At 68.7% G+C, this 18,134-nt stretch carries 17 protein-coding genes and 1 pseudogene; 10 read left to right on the top strand and 8 right to left on the bottom strand.

The genetic code is table 11. The annotated features are described in order from the left end of the window. Positions 1–89: 89 nt before the first annotated feature. Positions 90–602, top strand: coding sequence for a hypothetical protein (locus H8R18_RS01920; protein WP_191072165.1), 513 nt, complete (start codon positions 90–92; stop codon positions 600–602). Here H8R18_RS01920 and H8R18_RS01925 read toward each other — a convergent pair. Further along, on the bottom strand, positions 599–823 hold the full coding sequence (locus tag H8R18_RS01925) for a helix-turn-helix domain-containing protein (RefSeq protein WP_191072164.1): 225 nt from the start codon (positions 821–823) through the stop codon (positions 599–601). The genes H8R18_RS01920 and H8R18_RS01925 overlap by 4 nt on opposite strands. A gap of 176 nt (positions 824–999) precedes the next feature. Between H8R18_RS01925 and H8R18_RS01930 the strand changes: the two genes are divergently transcribed. Genes H8R18_RS01930 through H8R18_RS01940 form a run of 3 tightly spaced genes read left to right on the top strand, consistent with a single transcriptional unit; the run spans position 1,000 to position 3,440 of the window. Further along, positions 1,000–1,593 (top strand): SAF domain-containing protein, encoded by a 594-nt coding sequence (locus H8R18_RS01930; protein WP_191072163.1) that lies wholly within the window; start codon positions 1,000–1,002, stop codon positions 1,591–1,593. Next, positions 1,593–2,984, top strand: coding sequence for a nucleotide-binding protein (locus tag H8R18_RS01935; protein WP_191072162.1), 1,392 nt, complete (start codon positions 1,593–1,595; stop codon positions 2,982–2,984). Before H8R18_RS01930 ends, H8R18_RS01935 begins: the two co-directional genes overlap by 1 nt. A gap of 9 nt (positions 2,985–2,993) precedes the next feature. After that, on the top strand, positions 2,994–3,440 hold the full coding sequence (locus H8R18_RS01940; RefSeq protein WP_191072161.1) for a DUF6912 family protein: 447 nt from the start codon (positions 2,994–2,996) through the stop codon (positions 3,438–3,440). Here the strand turns inward: H8R18_RS01940 and H8R18_RS01945 are convergent. After that, positions 3,437–6,538, bottom strand: a complete 3,102-nt coding sequence (locus H8R18_RS01945) for an AAA family ATPase (protein ID WP_191072160.1) — start codon at positions 6,536–6,538, stop codon at positions 3,437–3,439. The two genes, H8R18_RS01940 and H8R18_RS01945, sit on opposite strands and share 4 nt — an antisense overlap. Further along, a complete protein-coding gene (locus H8R18_RS01950) occupies positions 6,525–7,754 on the bottom strand; it encodes an exonuclease SbcCD subunit D (RefSeq protein WP_191072159.1) in 1,230 nt (409 codons plus the stop codon). Before H8R18_RS01950 ends, H8R18_RS01945 begins: the two co-directional genes overlap by 14 nt. A 100-nt stretch (positions 7,755–7,854) precedes the next feature. Between H8R18_RS01950 and H8R18_RS09470 the strand changes: the two genes are divergently transcribed. Both H8R18_RS09470 and H8R18_RS09475 read left to right on the top strand, forming a co-directional pair. Further along, positions 7,855–8,313, top strand: a complete 459-nt coding sequence (locus H8R18_RS09470; RefSeq protein ID WP_194189342.1) for a type I 3-dehydroquinate dehydratase — start codon at positions 7,855–7,857, stop codon at positions 8,311–8,313. Then, positions 8,310–8,609: a type I 3-dehydroquinate dehydratase gene (locus tag H8R18_RS09475; protein WP_194189343.1), complete on the top strand. Its 300-nt coding sequence runs from the start codon at positions 8,310–8,312 to the stop codon at positions 8,607–8,609. Before H8R18_RS09470 ends, H8R18_RS09475 begins: the two co-directional genes overlap by 4 nt. 48 nt (positions 8,610–8,657) lie before the next feature. Here the strand turns inward: H8R18_RS09475 and H8R18_RS09850 are convergent, their stop codons facing one another. From H8R18_RS09850 to H8R18_RS01970, 3 genes are all read right to left on the bottom strand, one after another. Beyond that, the gene (locus H8R18_RS09850; protein ID WP_420826901.1) at positions 8,658–8,732 is read right to left on the bottom strand and encodes a 50S ribosomal protein bL37; all 75 of its coding nucleotides are present in this window, start codon (positions 8,730–8,732) and stop codon (positions 8,658–8,660) included. A gap of 67 nt (positions 8,733–8,799) precedes the next feature. After that, the gene (locus tag H8R18_RS01965) at positions 8,800–9,192 is read right to left on the bottom strand and encodes an anti-sigma factor family protein (RefSeq protein WP_191072157.1); all 393 of its coding nucleotides are present in this window, start codon (positions 9,190–9,192) and stop codon (positions 8,800–8,802) included. Next, positions 9,185–9,745, bottom strand: coding sequence for a sigma-70 family RNA polymerase sigma factor (locus H8R18_RS01970; protein ID WP_191072256.1), 561 nt, complete (start codon positions 9,743–9,745; stop codon positions 9,185–9,187). The genes H8R18_RS01965 and H8R18_RS01970 overlap by 8 nt, the downstream gene beginning before the upstream one ends. Positions 9,746–9,886: 141 nt before the next feature. On the opposite strand from H8R18_RS01970, the gene H8R18_RS01975 reads away from it, so the two are divergent. The 4 genes from H8R18_RS01975 to H8R18_RS01990 all read left to right on the top strand — a co-directional run bounded on the left by H8R18_RS01975 (position 9,887) and on the right by H8R18_RS01990 (position 13,578). Next, a complete protein-coding gene (locus tag H8R18_RS01975; RefSeq protein ID WP_191072156.1) occupies positions 9,887–10,312 on the top strand; it encodes a DoxX family membrane protein in 426 nt (141 codons plus the stop codon). Further along, positions 10,305–11,621: a 3-phosphoshikimate 1-carboxyvinyltransferase gene (gene aroA, locus H8R18_RS01980; RefSeq protein ID WP_191072155.1), complete on the top strand. Its 1,317-nt coding sequence runs from the start codon at positions 10,305–10,307 to the stop codon at positions 11,619–11,621. Before H8R18_RS01975 ends, aroA begins: the two co-directional genes overlap by 8 nt. Next, positions 11,621–12,652 (top strand): ribosome small subunit-dependent GTPase A, encoded by a 1,032-nt coding sequence (gene rsgA / locus H8R18_RS01985; RefSeq protein WP_191072154.1) that lies wholly within the window; start codon positions 11,621–11,623, stop codon positions 12,650–12,652. The genes aroA and rsgA overlap by 1 nt, the downstream gene beginning before the upstream one ends. A 62-nt stretch (positions 12,653–12,714) precedes the next feature. After that, the gene (locus H8R18_RS01990) at positions 12,715–13,578 is read left to right on the top strand and encodes an inositol monophosphatase family protein (RefSeq protein ID WP_194189344.1); all 864 of its coding nucleotides are present in this window, start codon (positions 12,715–12,717) and stop codon (positions 13,576–13,578) included. 83 nt (positions 13,579–13,661) lie between these two features. Here H8R18_RS01990 and H8R18_RS09025 read toward each other — a convergent pair. Both H8R18_RS09025 and H8R18_RS01995 read right to left on the bottom strand, forming a co-directional pair. Continuing rightward, a pseudogene (locus tag H8R18_RS09025) lies at positions 13,662–14,051 on the bottom strand (hypothetical protein); the annotation flags it as partial. An 89-nt stretch (positions 14,052–14,140) separates the two neighbouring features. Further along, the gene (locus H8R18_RS01995; RefSeq protein ID WP_191072151.1) at positions 14,141–17,875 is read right to left on the bottom strand and encodes a multifunctional oxoglutarate decarboxylase/oxoglutarate dehydrogenase thiamine pyrophosphate-binding subunit/dihydrolipoyllysine-residue succinyltransferase subunit; all 3,735 of its coding nucleotides are present in this window, start codon (positions 17,873–17,875) and stop codon (positions 14,141–14,143) included. Between the last annotated feature and the right edge of the window lie 259 nt (positions 17,876–18,134).

Genomic DNA, 18,134 nt, shown 5'->3' on the forward strand with positions numbered 1-18,134 from the left:
TCCTATGGTGATGTTTGAGTATGTTTGAGGATGTAGAGACATCGCATCATGTGTGTGGTGTCGTGTCAAGGCCCTGCTAGGGTCGGTCTATGCGGTGGGCGAGACTGTTTGTCGATGTGGAGTCACGCCTGGCGGCACAGATCGTCGAAGAGGAACGGCTGGCCGCCTGGGAGTACGCCGAGGCCGAGATGGCGCAGCTGGACGTGGCGGATCGCCTGCGCGCCCATGTGGATGAGTCGGTGGTGGTCGTTACGTGCGCCGGCACGCGCATTAGCGGGGTCGTGCGCCACGTCGGCGCTGACTATGCCGCCGTAGAGGAGGGGCCGCGCGATTGGCTCATCCCCCTGGTGCGCGTGGGATGGTTTCAGGCCTCTGCCAGCGCGCGCGAGCCGCGCGGAGGCGTGAGCGCGCGTCTGGGATTGCTGCACGCACTGCGCGCGCTGGCTCGCGACAGGCAGAGCGTGCGGGTTGCAACGGTCGATGGCGGCGCCGTGGGAGGGCGCCTCGTTCGCGTTGGGCGCGATCACGTCGATGTGGCCGGGCCTCGGGGAGTGGTGACGGTGGCGACGGCGGCGATTGATTGTTTGGCCAGCGCCAGCTAGCCGGCGTGCGTGTGTGAGTGTGCCTGGCGACGGGCTTCCTCCGCCGCGCTGTAGCGCGAGGCAATGTAGTCCTCGAGCTTGGCGATTTCGATACGCCACTGGTTGCGCCCGCCGACCTGGATGGCCGGCAGCTCGCCCGAGAGGATCATGGCGCGCACCCCCTGCGGCGAGAGGCTGAGGATCTCCGACACGTCGGCGATCGTGAGAAAGCGCTGTTCCATACCCCAAGTATGTCATAGATGGTGAATGATGATGGATCGTGCGTGTGGGGTGGGGATCGCGGCGGTACGCCGCGGTCACGTCGTCGGTGCGCGCCGCGCCTCCCCAATGCCGCCCAGGAGTGGGGCGATCTCGGTAAAGTTCGAGAAGGCCCTCCCTCATTGGCAACGGAGTTACCATGTCCCGGCGTCCCCACCGCAGTTTTGTCGACCCCCGATTCCTCGCGGGCGTCTTCCTCATCGTCCTGTCGGTCATCCTCGCCGTCGTCGTGTTGCGGCAGGCGCACACAGGCATGATCGTCTACCAGGCACGCGCAGATATCGCCGCGGGTGACCACATCGGAGCCAGCGACGTCGCTACGGTCGAGGTGCGGGTTCCCGAGGGGCGTTACGTCGGCGCGGGCGAGCTGCCGCGCAACGCGGTTGCGACCCGCTCGATCGGGACGGGCGAGCTCGTGGCCGTATCGAGCATCGCCGACAGGGCCGACGCGCACCCGCTGGTGCTCACACTCGCCCAACCCATCGCGTCCTCGGTCCGCCGCGGCGACGTCCTCACCCTGTGGGCGGTACCGGATGGTGGCACCGGTGAGGGCCAGGCCGAGACGCCGGTCGTGCTCTCCGAGTCGGCGGTCTACATTTCGTCCACGCCGCGTCAGAGCGTGGCCATGCAGGGCAACGAGGTCGAGGTGCGCGTGCCCGGTGACGACGTGCCCGCCGTCCTCGAGGCCCTCGCCCGCGAGGTTCCCCTCATCGCCGTCGCGGGGACACGCTGATGTCGCGGTGTCCAGAGATCCTCGTCGTCGCCGAGGGCGAGTTTGAGACCGAGCTCGTCTCGACCCTTCACGCCGAAGGGCTGGCCCACGTTGCCCGTCGCTGCGCTGACGCCGCCGAAGTTCGCGGCGCAGCGGCGGCGGGACTCGGCGAGATCGCCGTCGTTGATCGCGACCTCGTCTCGCTCGACGTCGTCGCCGATCTCGAGCGTGCGGGGATGCGCGTCATCGTCGTCGGCGGCAACGCCGTGGCGCGCACCGTTGACGCCGTCATCGCAGCCCTGCTGGGTACCGCCACCGACGAGACGCCCGGTGCTATGTCCAGCGACGTGGGGTCTCTTACGGGCGCGGCGCTCGCCGCTCAGCTGCCTCCCGATCCCTTCACCGAGGCCGGCTCGTTCCCGGTGCCACCGCCGGCACCGCCTTCTGGAGCCGCAGCCAGCGGCGCGCACACGCGCTACCCGCCGAGGTCGCGTCGACGGGCCGCGGCGCCACCCGAGACACCGCGCGAGGAACCGGCGGTGCCGACGGTTCCGGAGGCTCCGGCACCTCACCGCGGCGAGGTCATCGTCGTCGCCGGTCCCGCAGGGGCGCCCGGTCGCACGACGCTCGCGCTCGCGCTTGCCGCCGACGTCGCTCAGCGCGGGTTGCGAGTGCTCCTCATCGACGCTGACACGGTGGCACCCGGGATCGTCTACCTCCTTGCTCTGCCCGACGAGTCAGCGGGCATTATTGCCGCCACGTATCGTGCGCGAAACGGCGAACTCGATGCTCTCGTTCTCGGTGACCTCGTCGATCACACCGCGTGGGGCTTCGACGTCGTCACGGGGATCGAGCAGGCGCAGCGGTGGAAGGAGGTCGACGAGTCCGGTCTCGCTGGCCTTCTGCGGGTGGCGCGCGAGTGCTACGACCTCGTTCTCGTCGACACCGCGGGTCCCGTCGACGGTCCGGACGCTCCGGCCAGCTATTACGGACCGGCGCGTGATGCCGCGCGAGCGGCCGCGCTCGCCGAGTGCGATCGTCACCTCGTCGTCGGGGCCGGCGATCCCCTGGGAATGCGCCGCCTGCTCGGGTATCTGCGCGATTTTCCTTCCGAGCGCGGTCTCGTCGTCGTCAATCGCCTCGATTCACTGGCTGCGGGAGTCGGTGCCGAGCGCGGCGCCCGTCACATCCTCGCTCGCTACGGTGGCATCGACCGCGCCTTTCTCGTGCGCCGCGACCCCACCGGTGTCGCGCGTGCCCAGCTCGATGGAACGCCCATGCTCGCCTCCGACGTAGGCGACGATATCGCCGCGATTGCCGATGCCCTCGTCGGTGAACGTGCTCCCCGCCGCGATGGTGGACACTCCCGGCGGCGAGGGGCCGGTCGGTGGCGCCCGTGGCCTCGGCGTTAGGGTGGAGTCATGCGCGTCTATCTTTCCTTGACCCCGGCTGATCTCGCCGCCGATGCCGTGATGCCACGCAGCGCGTGGGCGGTGACGGATTCACTCATGGCGTCCTATGGCGGCGACGATTGGGAGCAGGAAGACTACGAGGCCGTCGCGATGATGGCAGCGGGACAGGCGTGCCTGGAGTACCTCGACGGCGTTACCCCCGCCTGCCGCATCGTCGCCGCAGCCGACTGCGCCGAGGCGGTCGCATTCGGCCCGGCTGCGGGTCAGGTCAGCATCGACGGGCCCGTCTCCCTCGCCGACGTCGTGTCCTTCCACATCGACGAGGAAGAGTCCTGGCCCATCGTCGCTGCCGCCGCCGCGGGAGAAGACGACGAAGACGCCCTGTCCGAGACCGCCCTACTGTGGTACGACGTCTCCGAGATTGCCCTCGTGCGCGACATCCTTAATGCCGGCTAAGCGCTGACGACGATCGTCGACTGCTTCGTCCGCTCGTTCCTGCGCACCTCGAGTCGGTCGGGGACGTGGGAACGCACCGCGTCGATGTGACTGATGATCCCGACCGTGCGCTCGCCCGCCCCCGTTGAGCGCAACTGTGCCAGTACGCGCTCGAGGGTTTCGGCGTCCAGCGTGCCAAACCCCTCGTCGACAAACATCGTGCCGATTTCGACGCCACCGGCCTCGGCCGTGACGATTTCGGTGAGCGCCAGGGAGAGGGCGAGCGAACAGTAGAAGGTCTCGCCGCCGGACAAGGTGGCGTTGAGACGCTGGTGGTCGCCGCTGAGGTGGTGGTCGATGACGTCGATCGAGAGCGCCTGGTTGAGCCGGCGCGAGGCATCGGTGCCGGTGCGGGTGAATTCATAGCGGCCCGCGGTAATGGCTGCGAGCTTGGGATTGGCGACGGCGAGGATCTCGTCGAAGCGCGGCAGCAGCACCCACGTCGACAGGGGAGTTGACTCGAGGTTGCCCTTGCCACCGTGTGCCAGCTCGGCCATTCGGATGAGCGCGCGATCGCGAGCGACCGCGGCAGAGTGGTCGTCGATATCGGCACGCACCCGGCGAGCCTTAGCGGTGACGGCCTCGACGCGGGTGCGCAGCCGCTCGCCTTCCCGGGTCGCCTCGTCGGCTCGCTCCTGAAGACGGCGGGCCCGCTCGACGAGAGCACCCGCGTCCGGCAGAATCCGCGTTGCGGCCTCGCGCAACTCGGGATCGGCGCACTCGCGCGTCAGCGAGCGCACCTCGGCGTCGTAGGCGGTGACGAGGTTTTCGTCGCGGGTGATTTCGTCCGCCGAGCGGTATGCGGCGCGGGCCTGTTCGATCGTGTCGAACGGCGACGCCGCCAGGCGAGCCTCGCCGTCGTCGCGAGCGAGTTGGAGTCGGGAGCAGCACGTGAGAAGCTCGCGCGCGCTCGCCAGTGCGGACGCGGTGGCGTCTGTCACCGCCTGCGTCGTGTCGCGGATATCGGCGAGGTCGGCGGCATCGGTGAGGCCGCGTGCCTCGGCGAGGAGATCGCCGATCTGGGTGGCCAGAAGCCCCTCCTCACGTCGATCTGCCTCGAGACGAGTGACGAGCTCCCCACGCTCCTCGGTGAGGTGGCGCTCGCGGGTGGTGAGGTCGTTGACGATCTGAGAGGCCTGTGCGCCCGATGCGATGACGCCCAGGAGTCGGCTATCCTCGGCCTCGAGGCGAGCCGATTCGGCGCGAACCTCGGCGACACCGGCCCCGCCGAGGGCCTCGCGGGTCTGGGCTAGATCGTGCTCAAGCGATTCGAGCTCGCGCGTGGCCGCCTCGACGCGGCTTCGCGCATCCGCCTGCGCGGTGAGGGCGCGGCGAACATCGGCCAGCGAGGCCGATTCCTCGGTTGGCCTTGCCACGTGCGGGTGCTCACGTGATCCGCACACCGGGCACGCCTCATCGGGGCGCAGGCCACTCGCGAGTTCGTAGGCGGCCTGCCCGCTCCAGCGCTGATGAACCTCGCGGTAGGCCGATTCCGCGCGCGCGAGTGCTTCGGTGTGCTCCGCCAGCCTCGCGTGCTGGAGATCGAGGCGAGCCGAGAGGTCGTCAATGCGATCGGCGATCTGGCAGCGTTCGCGCGAGCGCGCCCGCGCGTCCTCCAGGTCGTCACGTTGCTCGCGCGCGCTGGTCGAGGCGGTGACCTCGGCCGCCGCGGCCGACAGGGCAGCGGGGATCGTCGCGAGGTTCGTCTCGCACTCGGCGATGGCGTCGCGCGTGGCGTCGATCCGCTGAACCAGGGAGTCTCGTTGCTGGCGCATCCGCGCGATCGTGCGGATGCGGGTGATCGCCGCGTCGATGTCGTGAAGCTCGTGGCGGGCGGCATCGCGCAGGCCATCGAGGTCATCAATGAGCTCGGGGGCGGAACCATCGGGGTCGGCGAGTGGCGTCGAGTCGGTCGCGAGACGAGCGGGGGGTGTCCAGCCGAGACGGGAGGCCGCCGCGGCGTAGGCACCGCGGGTACGCGACAGCGTCGCGAGGTCCGCTGCTAACGCGTCGCGGGCAATTCCCGCATCGTCGCGAGCGCGAGTGAGGCGATCCCAGTCGGTGACGACGGGGCCGGCGGCACGCGCGAGCGCGAGGGCCTCACGGACGGCGTCGATCTGCCCCGCGCGCTCGCGTGCGGCGTCGAGTCGCGCTCGCGCGCGATGTGCTCGATCACGACGGGCTGCAAGCACCCGCACGTCGGCCAGATCGCGACGGGCACCGTCCGCGAGGGCCCGCGCGTGGGCGACGGCCTGGCTGAGGTGCGCGACCTCGTTATCGAGGGCAACGAGGTGCGGGGCGAGAGCCGCGAGCGCACGCTCGGGATCCTGCGTGACCTCGTCCTCGGTGGGGACGTCGGTGATGCCGAGCGCGTTCACGTCGCCGATGAGTGACGCGACGTGTTCGCGCAGGAGCGCCTGTGAGGTCTCCTGGCGTTTTTGTGCTGCGGCGGCGTCTTTTTCTAGACGCGTTTGAACGCGCTCGTAGATCTCGGCTCCGAAGATGTGGCGCAGCAATGTCGCGCGGTCGTCGGAGCGGGCGTGCAGGAACTGAGAAAAGGCTCCCTGGGGCAGGATGACGGTTTGGCGAAACTGATCGGCGGTGAGGGGGAGGATGTGCTTCAACGCGATCCCGACCTCGTTGGCCTTCGCGGCGATGGTCTCGCCCGTCGGCGATCCCGGGTGCTTGAGGCGGTACAGCCACGCCCGCGTCTTGACCTCCGTCGTCCCGTGCCCGCGTTTTTTCGGGCGCTTGTACGCGGGCTGGCGCGTCACTCGGTAGACGCCGGAAGGCACCGAAAAGACGACGCTGACCTGGGTCGGCCTCGAGGCGGGCGCATACTGCGAGCGCAACCGCCCCTCGACGACGGAGCTGCTGGTCGTCGTGCGCGCCAAGGTGGCGTAGAGGCCGTAGAAGATGGCATCGAGAATCATCGACTTGCCCGCGCCCGTGGGGCCGTCGATGAGGAAGATCCCCGACGCGCCCAGAGCGTCGATGTCGATCGTGTGCGAGCCGGGGAACGGCCCGAACGCCTGGAAAGAGACGTTATGAATTCGCATGATCTGCCTGCACTTTCTCGAAGACGTCGCGCCAGACGTCGCGCTCGGCCGCGTTCAGCTCCCGGTTGCCCACCGTGCGGGCGAATTCCTGGGCCAGCGTCAGCGGCGACCGCTGGTGGCGGCGGATGTCGGCTGCCGTCACGGGGGTTGGGGCGTGGGCGGGCACGTGAAACACCGCCAGCGTGTGGGGGAGGAGGGAGCGCACCTCGTGGACGAGGTTGTGCGGGCGAGCATCATCGGTGATCGTCACCTCGCACCACGAATCGCGTGCATCCTCGTGGCGCCCCGCGCGCAGCTGCTCCATGGTCGTCGCGATGCGACGCAGCGCTCGCCACGGGGTCAGCGGCAGGTGCCGGATTCCCAGGTCAGGGGTGTCGGTGTCGAGCAGAGTCACCGATTTCTCGTAGCCGGCCTCAGAGAACGAGAACGCCACGGGGGAGCCGGGGTAGCGCACCGGCGCTCCGGCGTCGCGCACGTCCTGGGGGCGGTGGAGGTGTCCGGCGGCGACGTAGTCGACGCGCACCGGGCCGTCTGCCTTGCCCAGGCGGGTGAGGGTGCCCGCGCTGACCTGCTCGACCCCGCCGACCTCCAGGCACCGTTCCGATTCGGTGGGCAAACCTCCGGTGAAGAACGCGTGCGCCATGACGATGACGCGTGCGCCGTCCTCGAGCGGATGAGCGTCGAGGTGCGCACCGATGCGGCGGGCCGCCGCGGCAATGACGGCCTCGTGAGAGCGCGCCAACTGGTGCACCGCGTCGGGGTCGTCCGGGTCGGCGATGTCGCCGGTGGCGTCGACGAGGACGCGCCGGGTGGTCTCGGGATCGAGGTAGGGCAGCGTGTAGACGCGCGCGTGCACCCGCCCCTCGGCGACGAGGTCGATCGGGCGGTCGATGTCGTCGGGGAGTGCCCGAACGACGAGGCGATCGTTGAGGAAGCGGTCGGTCAGCCCCAGTCGATCGGCCGAATCGTGGTTTCCCGTCGTGATGATGACCCGCGCGAGATCGGTCAGGCGCGTGAGAGCGACACGCGCCTGGCGCAACGACGTGATTGAGGGCACAGCGCGGTCGAACAGGTCGCCGGACATGAGGACGGCGTCGACCTCCTCGGCGCGCACGTAATCGACCAGCGCCTCAAAAAACGCCTGGTGCGCCTCTTCGAGGCTGGCCCCGTGCAGCGTTCTTCCGATATGCCAATCGGAGGTGTGGATGATCTTCATGCGTTCCACGCTAGGACACGGTGCCGACATAAATCGTTGCCTTAACCGGGGACTCACCCGCTCGTGCCATAGTGTGTGCTCGAAGGAGGAATCTGATCCGATGACGCCTGACCTGTCCCGCCTGCTTCCCACCCAGCCCGCCATCATCGTCCCGGTGGCCGCGGCAACGCCCGCCGACGTGCTCGATCAGGTGCGCGCCGCCGCCACGTCCCCCGACGTCGATGCCATCGAATGGCGCGTCGACTACCTCATCGATGCCGTGAGCCTGGCCGATCTGCGCCGCTTGAGTCGCCAGATCTACGCCGAGGCCACGCCCTCGCGCGTGCTCACGACCGTGCGCTCGGCGAGCGAAGGCGGCGCGCTCGAGATCCGCCCGGCTCGCTACCTCGACCTCTACGACACGTTGCTGCGTTGCGGTGCCCGCTCCATCGACGTCGAGCTCAGCCAACCCCTCGCCGGCGAAGTCATCACGCGCGCACACGAGATGGGCGCGCTGGTCGTCGGCTCGATCCACGATTGGACGGGGCACTCGATTCCGCCGAGCAGCTGGCCGCGGTGAATCGACTCGCGGAGCTGGGTGCCGATGTCGTCAAGATCGCCCGCTACATCGCGGACGCGGAGGCCTACCTCGACTTCCTCAGTTTCGTTCGCGCTTACGTCGCCGGCCCGGATGCGCGGCCCCTCATCGCCGCGGGAATGGGGCCGCTGGGATGCCTCGCCCGCGCTGGAGCCGGCGCGCTGGGTGTTGCGGCGACTTTCGCCAGCCTCGACGTCGTCACCGCCCCGGGCCAGCTTCGCGCGGCCCAGCTGCGCGCCCTCTGGGAGGGCGCCGAGCTGCGAGCGCCGCGGGCATAACAGAAGCGGACGGGTCCCGTAGGTCCCGTCCGCCCGCTACACCCCGTCTTAGCAGTTGGGGCGCTTGCCGTGGTTGGCCGCGCTCTTGCGACGCGTCTTGCGCTTGCGTCCGCGCTTGCTCATCGTCGACCTCTCTTCGATTGGATCACGGATAGTCCGCGACGATACTACACGACGTCGCCGCCACGGCTCATCCGCGCGGTGGCTGAGACCTGATCGAGAGGACCTCCAAACGTTCGCGGACGCGCACGATCAGGCCCTCGGGCGCTCGGCACGCGCACCCGAGAGCCACCGCTTGGCGCACGTGGCGTTCGCGCGCGATCCGCGCCTGGCAGCTCGCGCACCCGGCAACGTGGGCGCGGATTCGGGCGATCTGGCTCGAGGCGATGAGGCGGGCCTGAGCCTCATCGAGTTCGTCGCCGCTGCCGCACACATCGGGAGTGGCGCAGGCATCGACGTAGGCGAACATCTGCTCGGTCGTGAAGCCGCATCCGCACGGTTCCCATCCCGAATCTGCGCAGCGTCCGGAACATCCGCACCCGCAGCGACACCCGTCGTCGCCTCCGCGATCTGTCTCAGTCATCAGTGTTCACCCCAATCCCCATGTCGCGGGCGTAATCGGCCAGCAGGTGCCGCAGCGCTTTGCGTCCCCGGTAGAGCCGCGACATGACCGTGCCCACAGGCGTATCCATAATTTTGGCGATGTCCTTGTAGCTGAACCCCTCGACGTCGGCCAGGTAGACGACGAGGCGAAAATCCTCGTCAAGGGCGTCGAAAGCCGATTGAATCGTCGCGTTCGGCAGCCGTTCGAGGGCCTCGGCCTCGGCCGAGGGCAGTCCTCGCGAATCGTGCGAGGCCGCGCGTGCCTCCTCCCATTCGGCTGCGCCCTCGCTCGCCGCCTCGGTGGGGCGACGCTGCTTGCGGCGGTAGTCGGTAATGAACGTGTTCGTCAGGATCCGATACAGCCACGCCTTGATGTTCGTTCCCGGCCGGTACTGGTAAAAACGCTGATAAGCGCGCGCATACGTGTCTTGCACGAGGTCCTCGGCGTCGGCCTGATTGCGCGTCATTCGCAGCGCTGCACCGTAGAGCTGATCGAACAGCGGCAGCGCTTCGGCTTCAAAACGCGCGTGCATGGCGTCTGGGTCCTCGACCGGGACGGGAGCATCGCGCACGGGGGTAGGCACACCACCACTGTAGCCAGCACTACGACCCGGCGCCTGGCAAAGCTGTTCATGTGGTGGCGCGGCCGAGAGCACGTGAGTCACAATGGAGGCATGGCCATTTTGCGTACCGCCTCCCGACTCCTCCTCGCCGGCATCTTCGCCAACGACGGGTTGGATGCCGCCCTGCATCCCGACGACCACCTCTACGAGTTCCAAGTCGCACAGCAAACGTGGGAGCACTGGGGAATCCCGCCGCTGCCGCCGGCCGACCAGCGCGCGTGGGTGCGCGGGTCGGGGATCCTCGCCACGGTCCTGGCCGCGGGGCTGGCCGCGGGAAAGATGCCGCGCACGTGTGCGCTTGGGCTCGCCGCGCTCTCGGTGCCCATCGCGCTCGTACGCTATCCCCCGACGGAGTCCCACACGGGCAAGCCGCTGGCGCGCCGCATGGCCATCACCGCCTGGCTGCTCATGCACGCGAGCGTGGGCGAGGGGAGGCTGCGCCTGCCCGCCCGCTCGGTGAGGCCGATCGATGAGTGAGGGCGTGTGGTGCCCGCCGCGCGCACGTGGGCCGCTGGATGCCGAGGTGCGCATTCCCGGGTCGAAGTCCGCGACGAATCGCGCCCTCGTTCTCGCGCTCCTCGCTGAGGAGCCCAGTCGCATCGAGGGAGCTCTGAGCTGCCGCGACACCGACCTCATGATCGCGGCAATTCGTGAGCTGGGCGCGCAGGTGGAGCCTCAGGGGGACACGATTGTCGTCACCCCGCCGCCCCGCCTCCACCCGCGCAGTGGCCGCATTGACTGCGGCCTCGCGGGAACGGTCATGCGTTTTATCGCCCCCATCGCCGCGCTGGCCAATGGCGATGTCACGCTCGACGGCGACGAGGCCGCGCGCGTGCGCCCGATGGCCGGGCTGGTGCGTGCGCTGACCGACATGGGCATCGAGGTCGAGTGCCTGGGAGAGCCGGGATTCTTGCCCCTCACCATCCACGGCCGCGGCCGGGTGCGCGGCGGTCGCGTCGAGGTGGATGCCTCGGCCTCGTCGCAGTTCCTGTCGGCACTGCTGCTGGCCGGCGCGCGATTCGATGAGGGCCTCGAGATTCACGCGAGCACGCCGGTGCCGTCGCTGCCGCACGTCGCCATGACGATGGAGGCGCTGCACGCGCGCGGGGTCGAGGCCGATGTTGCGCGCGTGAGCGTCCTCCACGGCGGCGAGACGCCCACGGACTGGCGCGTCCATCCCGGCCCGATCCGGGGCGGCAGGATCATCATCGAGCCCGATCTCACGAATGCCGGCCCCTTCCTCGCCGCCCCGCTCATCGCCGGCGGCCAGGTCCGCATCCTCGACTGGCCCGAGAACTCGACGCAGCCGGGTGCCCACTGGCGCGAGCTGATGACGATGGTGGGGGGTCGAATCAACCGCGACGACGACGGGCACCTGCTGTCACAGGCAATGGGACCGATCTCCGGGATCGACCAGACGATGAGCGAATACGGCGAACTCGTGCCGACGGTCGCGGCGCTTGCCGCCCTCGCCGTCTCACCCTCGACGCTGCGCGGAATCGCCCACCTGCGCGGGCACGAAACCGATCGGCTCGCGGCGCTGGAAGAATCGCTGACTCGCCTCGGCGTGGGTGCGCAGGCGCGCCTGGGGTCTCTCGTCATCACGCCGCGCCCACCATCGGGGGCCGAACTCGACAGCTACGGTGATCACCGAATGGTCATGTTCGCCGCCCTCATCGGGTTGGCCGTCAACGGGGTCAGCGTGCGTGACGTCGAGGCCGTGACCAAGACCTTCCCCCAGTTCGTGGACCTGTGGGAGGCCGTGGTGGCCACCGGAGCAGCCTAGTGGTGCGCCGAGACATCGGCACCGACGATCCTCGAGTGCGGGTGCGTCGTGGCCGCAAGGGGAAGAAGAGCCGGCGTCGCTCGAAGGATCGCGTCGATTACTCGGATGCCCCCATCGGTCAGGTCATCGCCGTGGATCGCGGGCGCTACCGCGTTCGCCTGGGCGAGGTCGACGTGCGCGCCGTCAAGGCACGTGAACTCGGTCGCCACGCTATCGTCGTTGGCGACCGGGTGCGCCTTGTCGGCGATCTGTCCGGTCGCGCCGACACGCTGGCCCGACTGGTTGAGGTGACGCCGCGCTCAACCGAGCTCACGCGCTCGGCCGAGGACACCCCCGGAGGCCGCGAGAAGCCGATGGTCGCCAACGCCGATCTCATGGTCATCGTCACCGCGTGCGCCGATCCGCCGCCGCGTCCACGCATGATCGATCGCTGCCTCGTTGCCGCCTATGCCGGCGGGATCTCGCCGCTGCTCGTCGCCACGAAAGCCGACCTCGCCCCGGCTGCGCCGCTGCTCGACCAGTTCACCGGGCTGGGATTGCCCAGCCTCGTCACGTCCTTCGACGGCGAGGCGTGGGAGGGGCTCGAGGGCCTGTCCGAGGCCGTGCGCGGGCACACGTGCGTGCTCGTCGGGCACTCCGGGGTTGGCAAATCGACTCTGACGAACGCACTCATCCCCGAGGCAGCGCGGCGCACCGGTGAGGTCAACGCCGTCACCGGGCGCGGGCGGCACACGTCGACGGGGGCCGTCGCCCTCGAGCTGCCCGGCGGCGGGTGGCTCATCGACACCCCGGGTATCCGCTCCTTCGGGTTGGCCCACGTCGAGATCGACGACTTGCTCGCCGCCTTTGCCGATCTCGCCGAGGCCGCGAACCAGTGTCCGCGGCGGTGCTCGCACACCGCCGATGAGGTCGAGTGCGCCCTCGATGCGTGGGCGCGAGGGGATGCTCGGCGCGAGGCTCGCCTTGATTCGTTCCGGCGCCTGCTGGAGACCAAACTCAGCGCCGCCGAGCCGTGGCAGGTTGGCCACTGAACCGCCACAGTGAGCGCGAACGGCCGCGAGGGCGGATGCGAGGCGCGTGGTAGCGTCAACGCGTGACTTCTCTCGACGATGACCTGGCTCTCGCGCATGCCCTGGCCGATTGCGCCGACGCGATCACCCTCGCCCGTTTTGGCGCGGCCGATCTCCACGTCGAGGCGAAAGCCGATCTCACTCCCGTCACCGATGCCGACCGCGCCTGCGAGGACGCCCTGCGCGATATGCTCGCACGCGAGCGCCCCGACGACGCCGTCCTTGGCGAAGAACGCGGCGGGTCGATCCCGAGCGAGCGCGGGTGGATCATCGATCCCATCGACGGGACGAAGAACTACGTGCGCGGTGTGCCGACGTGGGCGAGCCTCATCGGCCTCGTTGATGGCGGCCAGGTCATCCTCGGCTGCGTGAGCGCCCCGGCGCTCGGGCGACGCTGGTGGGCAGCGCGCGGACGCGGTGCCCACGTTTGCGCCCTCGGCGCCACCCGACGCATCCACGTCTCGGGCGTGGGACGCATCGAGGATGCCTCGCTGTCGTACTCGTCCCTAACCGGGTGGCGCGACCTCGGGCTTCTCGACAATTTCCTCGCCCTCAATATGGACGCGTGGCGCGCGCGGGCTTTTGGCGACTTCTATTCCTACATGCTGCTCGCCGAGGGATGCGTCGACATCGCGTGCGAACCCGAACTCGCCCTGCACGACATGGCCGCGCTCGTCCCCATCGTCGAGGAGGCCGGCGGCCGTTTCACGTCGCTGGCCGGCGAGGACGGCCCCTGGGGAACCAACGCCCTCGCGACCATGGCCGCCTCCACTCCCAGGTTCTCAGCTACCTCGGCGCCTGAACGACCGCCGAATACCGACCTAATGCGTGGGCACGCCGCGTGCTCGCCCTCCTCGCCGAGCAGCCACGACACCCAGTCGCGGTGAAGCACGAGCCACGCGAGCAATCCGTATCCGGCCTGGCCAGGCAGCCCGTCGCCGGCGGCCAGGTCGGATAGCCACTGGTCGTGGTCCTTCAGCGCCGTGTAGGTGTCGACGTAGGGGACCTTCCGCCGCGCACACACCTCGGCGCACGCGCGCGAAAAATGGGCTAACTGATCGTCCTCGACCCCGGGCAACGGGGGAGGACCGACGACGAAGCAGCCGACCTGGTGGCTCGCCGCCTGGTCGAGCAGGTTCGCGGTTGAGGCGGGTGCGCGGCGCAGACAGGCGCACCCCGCGGATATCGCCGACGCCGAGCGAGATGACGAGGCGATTGTCGCAGCGCCGCCCCAGGCGAGGAACCACCTCGGTGGCGAAACGCTGCACCAATCCCTGCGTCGTGTCGTAGGGCACGGCGAGCGAGAGCACGTGCTGATCGGGCGCGAACGGGGGTCCGCGACATCACGCGACCAACCCAGCCGAGGCGGCGGGGATCCGCCGTGCCCGCGACCAGCTCGTCGCCAATGATGATGATCCGTTTCTCGCTCACCGCGATCCTTCCGCGTGCCTACGCGAACGCGTCTTCCATGAGGGTCGCGTTCTGCTTCTTGTGCAGTTGCATATTACCTGCCGCCGGCGAGGCCGCCGCCTTGCGCGAGATGACGCGCAGGCGCTGTCCGCCGCTCAGCTCACTCGGCAGCTGTAGCTGGAGGAACGGTGCCGCACCCTGGTTTGCCGGCTCGTCTTGAACCCACACGACCTCGGCATCGCCGTAGCCGGCCAGGACCTCGCGCAGCTCCTCAACAGGCAGCGGATAGTACTGCTCGAGTCGCACGATCGCGGTATCGAAGCGACCGTTCTTCTCGCGCGCCTTCGCCAGGTCGTAGTAGACGCGTCCCGAGGTGAGGATGACGCGGCTGACGCGAGTCTTGTCTACGGCGTCGGAGACCTCGTCGATGACGGGGCGGAAGCTGCCCGACGTGAAGTCCTCGACCGGCGAGGTCGCCGCCGACAGCCGCAGCAGTTGCTTGGGCGTGAACACGATGAGCGGGCGGCGCGGGCGCGTGTAGGCCTGCTCGCGCAGCAGGTGGAAGTGGTTCGCCGGCAGCGACGGCTGGCAGATGCGCATGTTGTTTTCGGCAGCGAGGCTGAGGTAACGCTCGATGCGCGCCGAGGAGTGGTCCGGCCCCTGCCCCTCGTAGCCGTGCGGCAGCAACATGACGAGATTGGCCCGCTGGCTCCACTTCTGTTCGGCTGAAGACACGTATTCGTCGATGACGGCTTGGGCGGTGTTGGCGAAGTCGCCGAACTGCCCCTCCCACACGACCAGGCAGCCCGGGGACTCCACGGCGTAGCCGTATTCGAAGCCGAGGGCCGCGTATTCGCTGAGCGGGGAGTCGTAGATGCGCAGGCGTGCCTGGTCCTCGGTGAGGAAGTTCAGCGGCGTCCATTCGCGCCCGGTGACGTTGTCGTGGAAGACCGCGTGACGCTGGACGAAGGTGCCGCGACGCGAGTCCTGCCCGCCCAGGCGCACGCCCGTGCCCTCCATGAGCAGTGAGCCGAAGGCGAGGAGCTCGCCCATGCCCCAGTCGATCTTGCCCTCGCGCGTCATCTTCTGGCGGTTTTCGCCCAGTTGCAGCATCTTCTTGTGCGGGGTGAAGCCCTCGGGCACCGTCGCGTGGGCGTCGCCGATGCGCTGAAGCACCTGGGCGGGCACAGCCGAGGACCAACCGATCATCTCGTCCTCGCCCTCGACCTGCGACGACGGCGTGACCCAGCGCGTCGAGACGCCGAGGCCGCCGTTGGTCTTGGCCTTCTCGGGCGACCACCCTTCCTCGCGCGTCTCGGTGAAGATCGTGTCGAGTTCGTCGTGGTATTCCTTGAGCAGCTCCTCGGCCTGCTCCCGCGTCATGTCGCCGCGCCCGACGAGGTCGCGAACGTAGTACTCGCGCGGGGTCGGGAGGTCGTTGATGAGCGAGTACATGACGGGCTGGGTCATTGAGGGATCGTCGCCCTCGTTGTGACCGCGGCGGCGGTAGCACACGAGGTCGATGATGACGTCCTTGTGGAATTCCTGGCGGTAGGCAAACGCCAGCGCGGCGGCGCGGCAGCAGGCCTCGGGGTCGTTGCCGTTGACGTGGAAGATCGGCACCTGTAGGCCCTTGGCCAGATCCGTGCAGTAGCGCGTCGAGCGGCCCGACGTCGGCCCCGTCGTGAAGCCGATCTGGTTGTTGACGATGACGTGGACCGTGCCGCCGGTGCGGTAGCCCTGCAGCTGCGACAGGTTGAGCGTCTCGTAGACGACGCCCTGGCCGACGAAGGCCGCATCGCCGTGAATGAGGATGGGGACGATGACGTCCTCGCCATCCTCGACGCGATCCTGCTTGGCGCGCGTGATGCCCTCGAGGACACCGTCGACGGTCTCGAGGTGGGAGGGGTTCGCCGCCAGGGTGACGCGCAGGCCCGCGCCCTCCTCGTTGGAGTAGATGCCTTCGGTTCCGAGGTGGTACTTGACGTCGCCCGAACCCTGCTGGGCGCGCGGGTCCATGTTGCCCTCGAACTCCGAGAAGATCTGGGCGTACGTCTTGCCGGCAATATTCGTCAACACGTTGAGGCGGCCGCGGTGAGCCATGCCGATCGTCACGTCCGTGCACGAGGCAGCGAGCGCGCGCGAGAGGACGGTATCGAGCAGCGGAATGAGCGCCTCGCCGCCCTCGAGCGAAAACCGCTTTTGGCCAACGTACTTCGTCTGCAAGAACGTCTCGAAGGCCTCGGCGCGGTTGAGCGTCGACAGGATGTGGGCGCGCTGGTCCAGCGTGAACTTCGGGGCCGGCTTCTCGATGTGCTGCTGCATCCACCGGCGCTGAACCGGGTCCTGGATGTGCATGTACTCGATGCCCGTCGTGCGGTTGTAGGTGTCGCGCAGCTGATCGAGCAGCTCGCGCAGCGTCATGGAGTGGCGCCCGCCGAATCCGCCCGTGGGGAAGACGCGATCGAGGTCCCACACGCTCAGCCCGTACGACCCCAGCGACAGGTCGGGGTGGCGGCGCACGCGGTATTCGAGCGGGTCGGTGTTCGCGGCGAGGTGCCCGCGTGAGCGGTAGGCGTGAATGAGCTCGGCGATGCGTGCCGGCTTGCCCTTCTCCAGCTCGGGATCGTAGACGACGTCGCGGGTCCACTCGTAGGGCTCATGGGGGACGTGAAGCGTGTGGAAGACGCGCTTGTAGAAACCGTCGCGCCCGCTGAGCTTCTCATCGATGATGCGGAGGAATTCCCCGGACGCGGCGCCCTGGATAACGCGGTGATCGTAGGTGTTGGTGATCGTCATGACGGGGCCGATGCCCGAGGCGGCCAACTGGTCGGTGGATGCACCCGCCCACGCGGCGGGGATCGTCGTCGCGCCGACCCCCATGATGAGTCCCTGTCCGTTCATGAGGCGCGGCACCGAGTGCTTCGTGCCGATCATGCCGGGATTGGTCAGGGTGACCGAGCCGCCGGCGAAGTCGTCGGCGGTGAGCTTGCCCGTGCGCGCCTTGGTGACGAGTTCCTCGTAGGCGTCCAAGAATCCGCGGAATGTCAGCAGGTCGGCATCGTGAATGACGGGGACCATGAGCTGGCGCTGGCCGTCCTTCTTGGGAACGTCGATTGCCAGGCCCAGACCGACGTGGGCGAATTCGCGGATCCCCGGCTTTCCGTCGACCTCCTCGTAGCGGACGTTGATGTCGGGCATCTCGACGAGGGCTTCAACCATCGCGTAGGCGATGAGGTGGGTGAAGGAGACCTTGCCGCCCGACGTCGAGCGCAGGTGGTTGTTGATGAGGGCGCGGTTCTCGATCATGAGCTTTGCCGGGATCTCGCGCGCCGACGTCGCCGTCGGGATGGATAGCGAGGCCTCCATGTTCTTCGCGACCGCGCGCGAGGGGCCCTTGAGGCGGGCCACGGCGTCTTCCTCGCCGGAGATGCCTGGTGCCGCCCCCAGCGCCGACTCGGCTGCCGCGTAGGGCGAGGTCGGTTCGGCCGCCGCCGATTTGGGAGCTGGCGGCAGGTCGGAACGCGTGACGTCGGTGGATACGCTTACCGCAGGAGCGCTTGTCGTGGTGGAGGTCACCCCCGCCTTGGGTGCATCGGTGTCGCCGGCCTCGGCCTCACGAGCCTGAGCGAGGGCCTTGTCGCGGGCTTCAACGGCGCGAAAATAGCGCTGCCAATCCTCGGGAACGGACGCGGGATCGGCCTGATAGCGCGCATGTAGGTCGTCAATGACCTGCTGGCTGACGCCGTCGGAGCCAGAGCGATTAGCGTTCATGTCATCCTCCACCACAACGATGATGTGCTCTCCGAGATAACCCTAGGACCTTTTTCCTAGCCGCACCCGTCTTTGGAATGCGGAGCGCCGAAATGTTGGCGCATGACTCACCGTTCCACGATACGCCGGCGAGGGCGCGCCGGGGCGGGGTTGGGCACGCGCTGAGGTGGCCGCGTATGCGTATGATGGCGGGGATATGGAAACCTCCGGTTCGTCCACCTCCAGCGAGAATCCTCCGTTAGGTCCGGGAGGTGGCGCG

The organism is Nanchangia anserum, assembly GCF_015240065.1.
In the GTDB taxonomy this organism is placed as follows: domain Bacteria; phylum Actinomycetota; class Actinomycetes; order Actinomycetales; family Actinomycetaceae; genus Nanchangia; species Nanchangia anserum.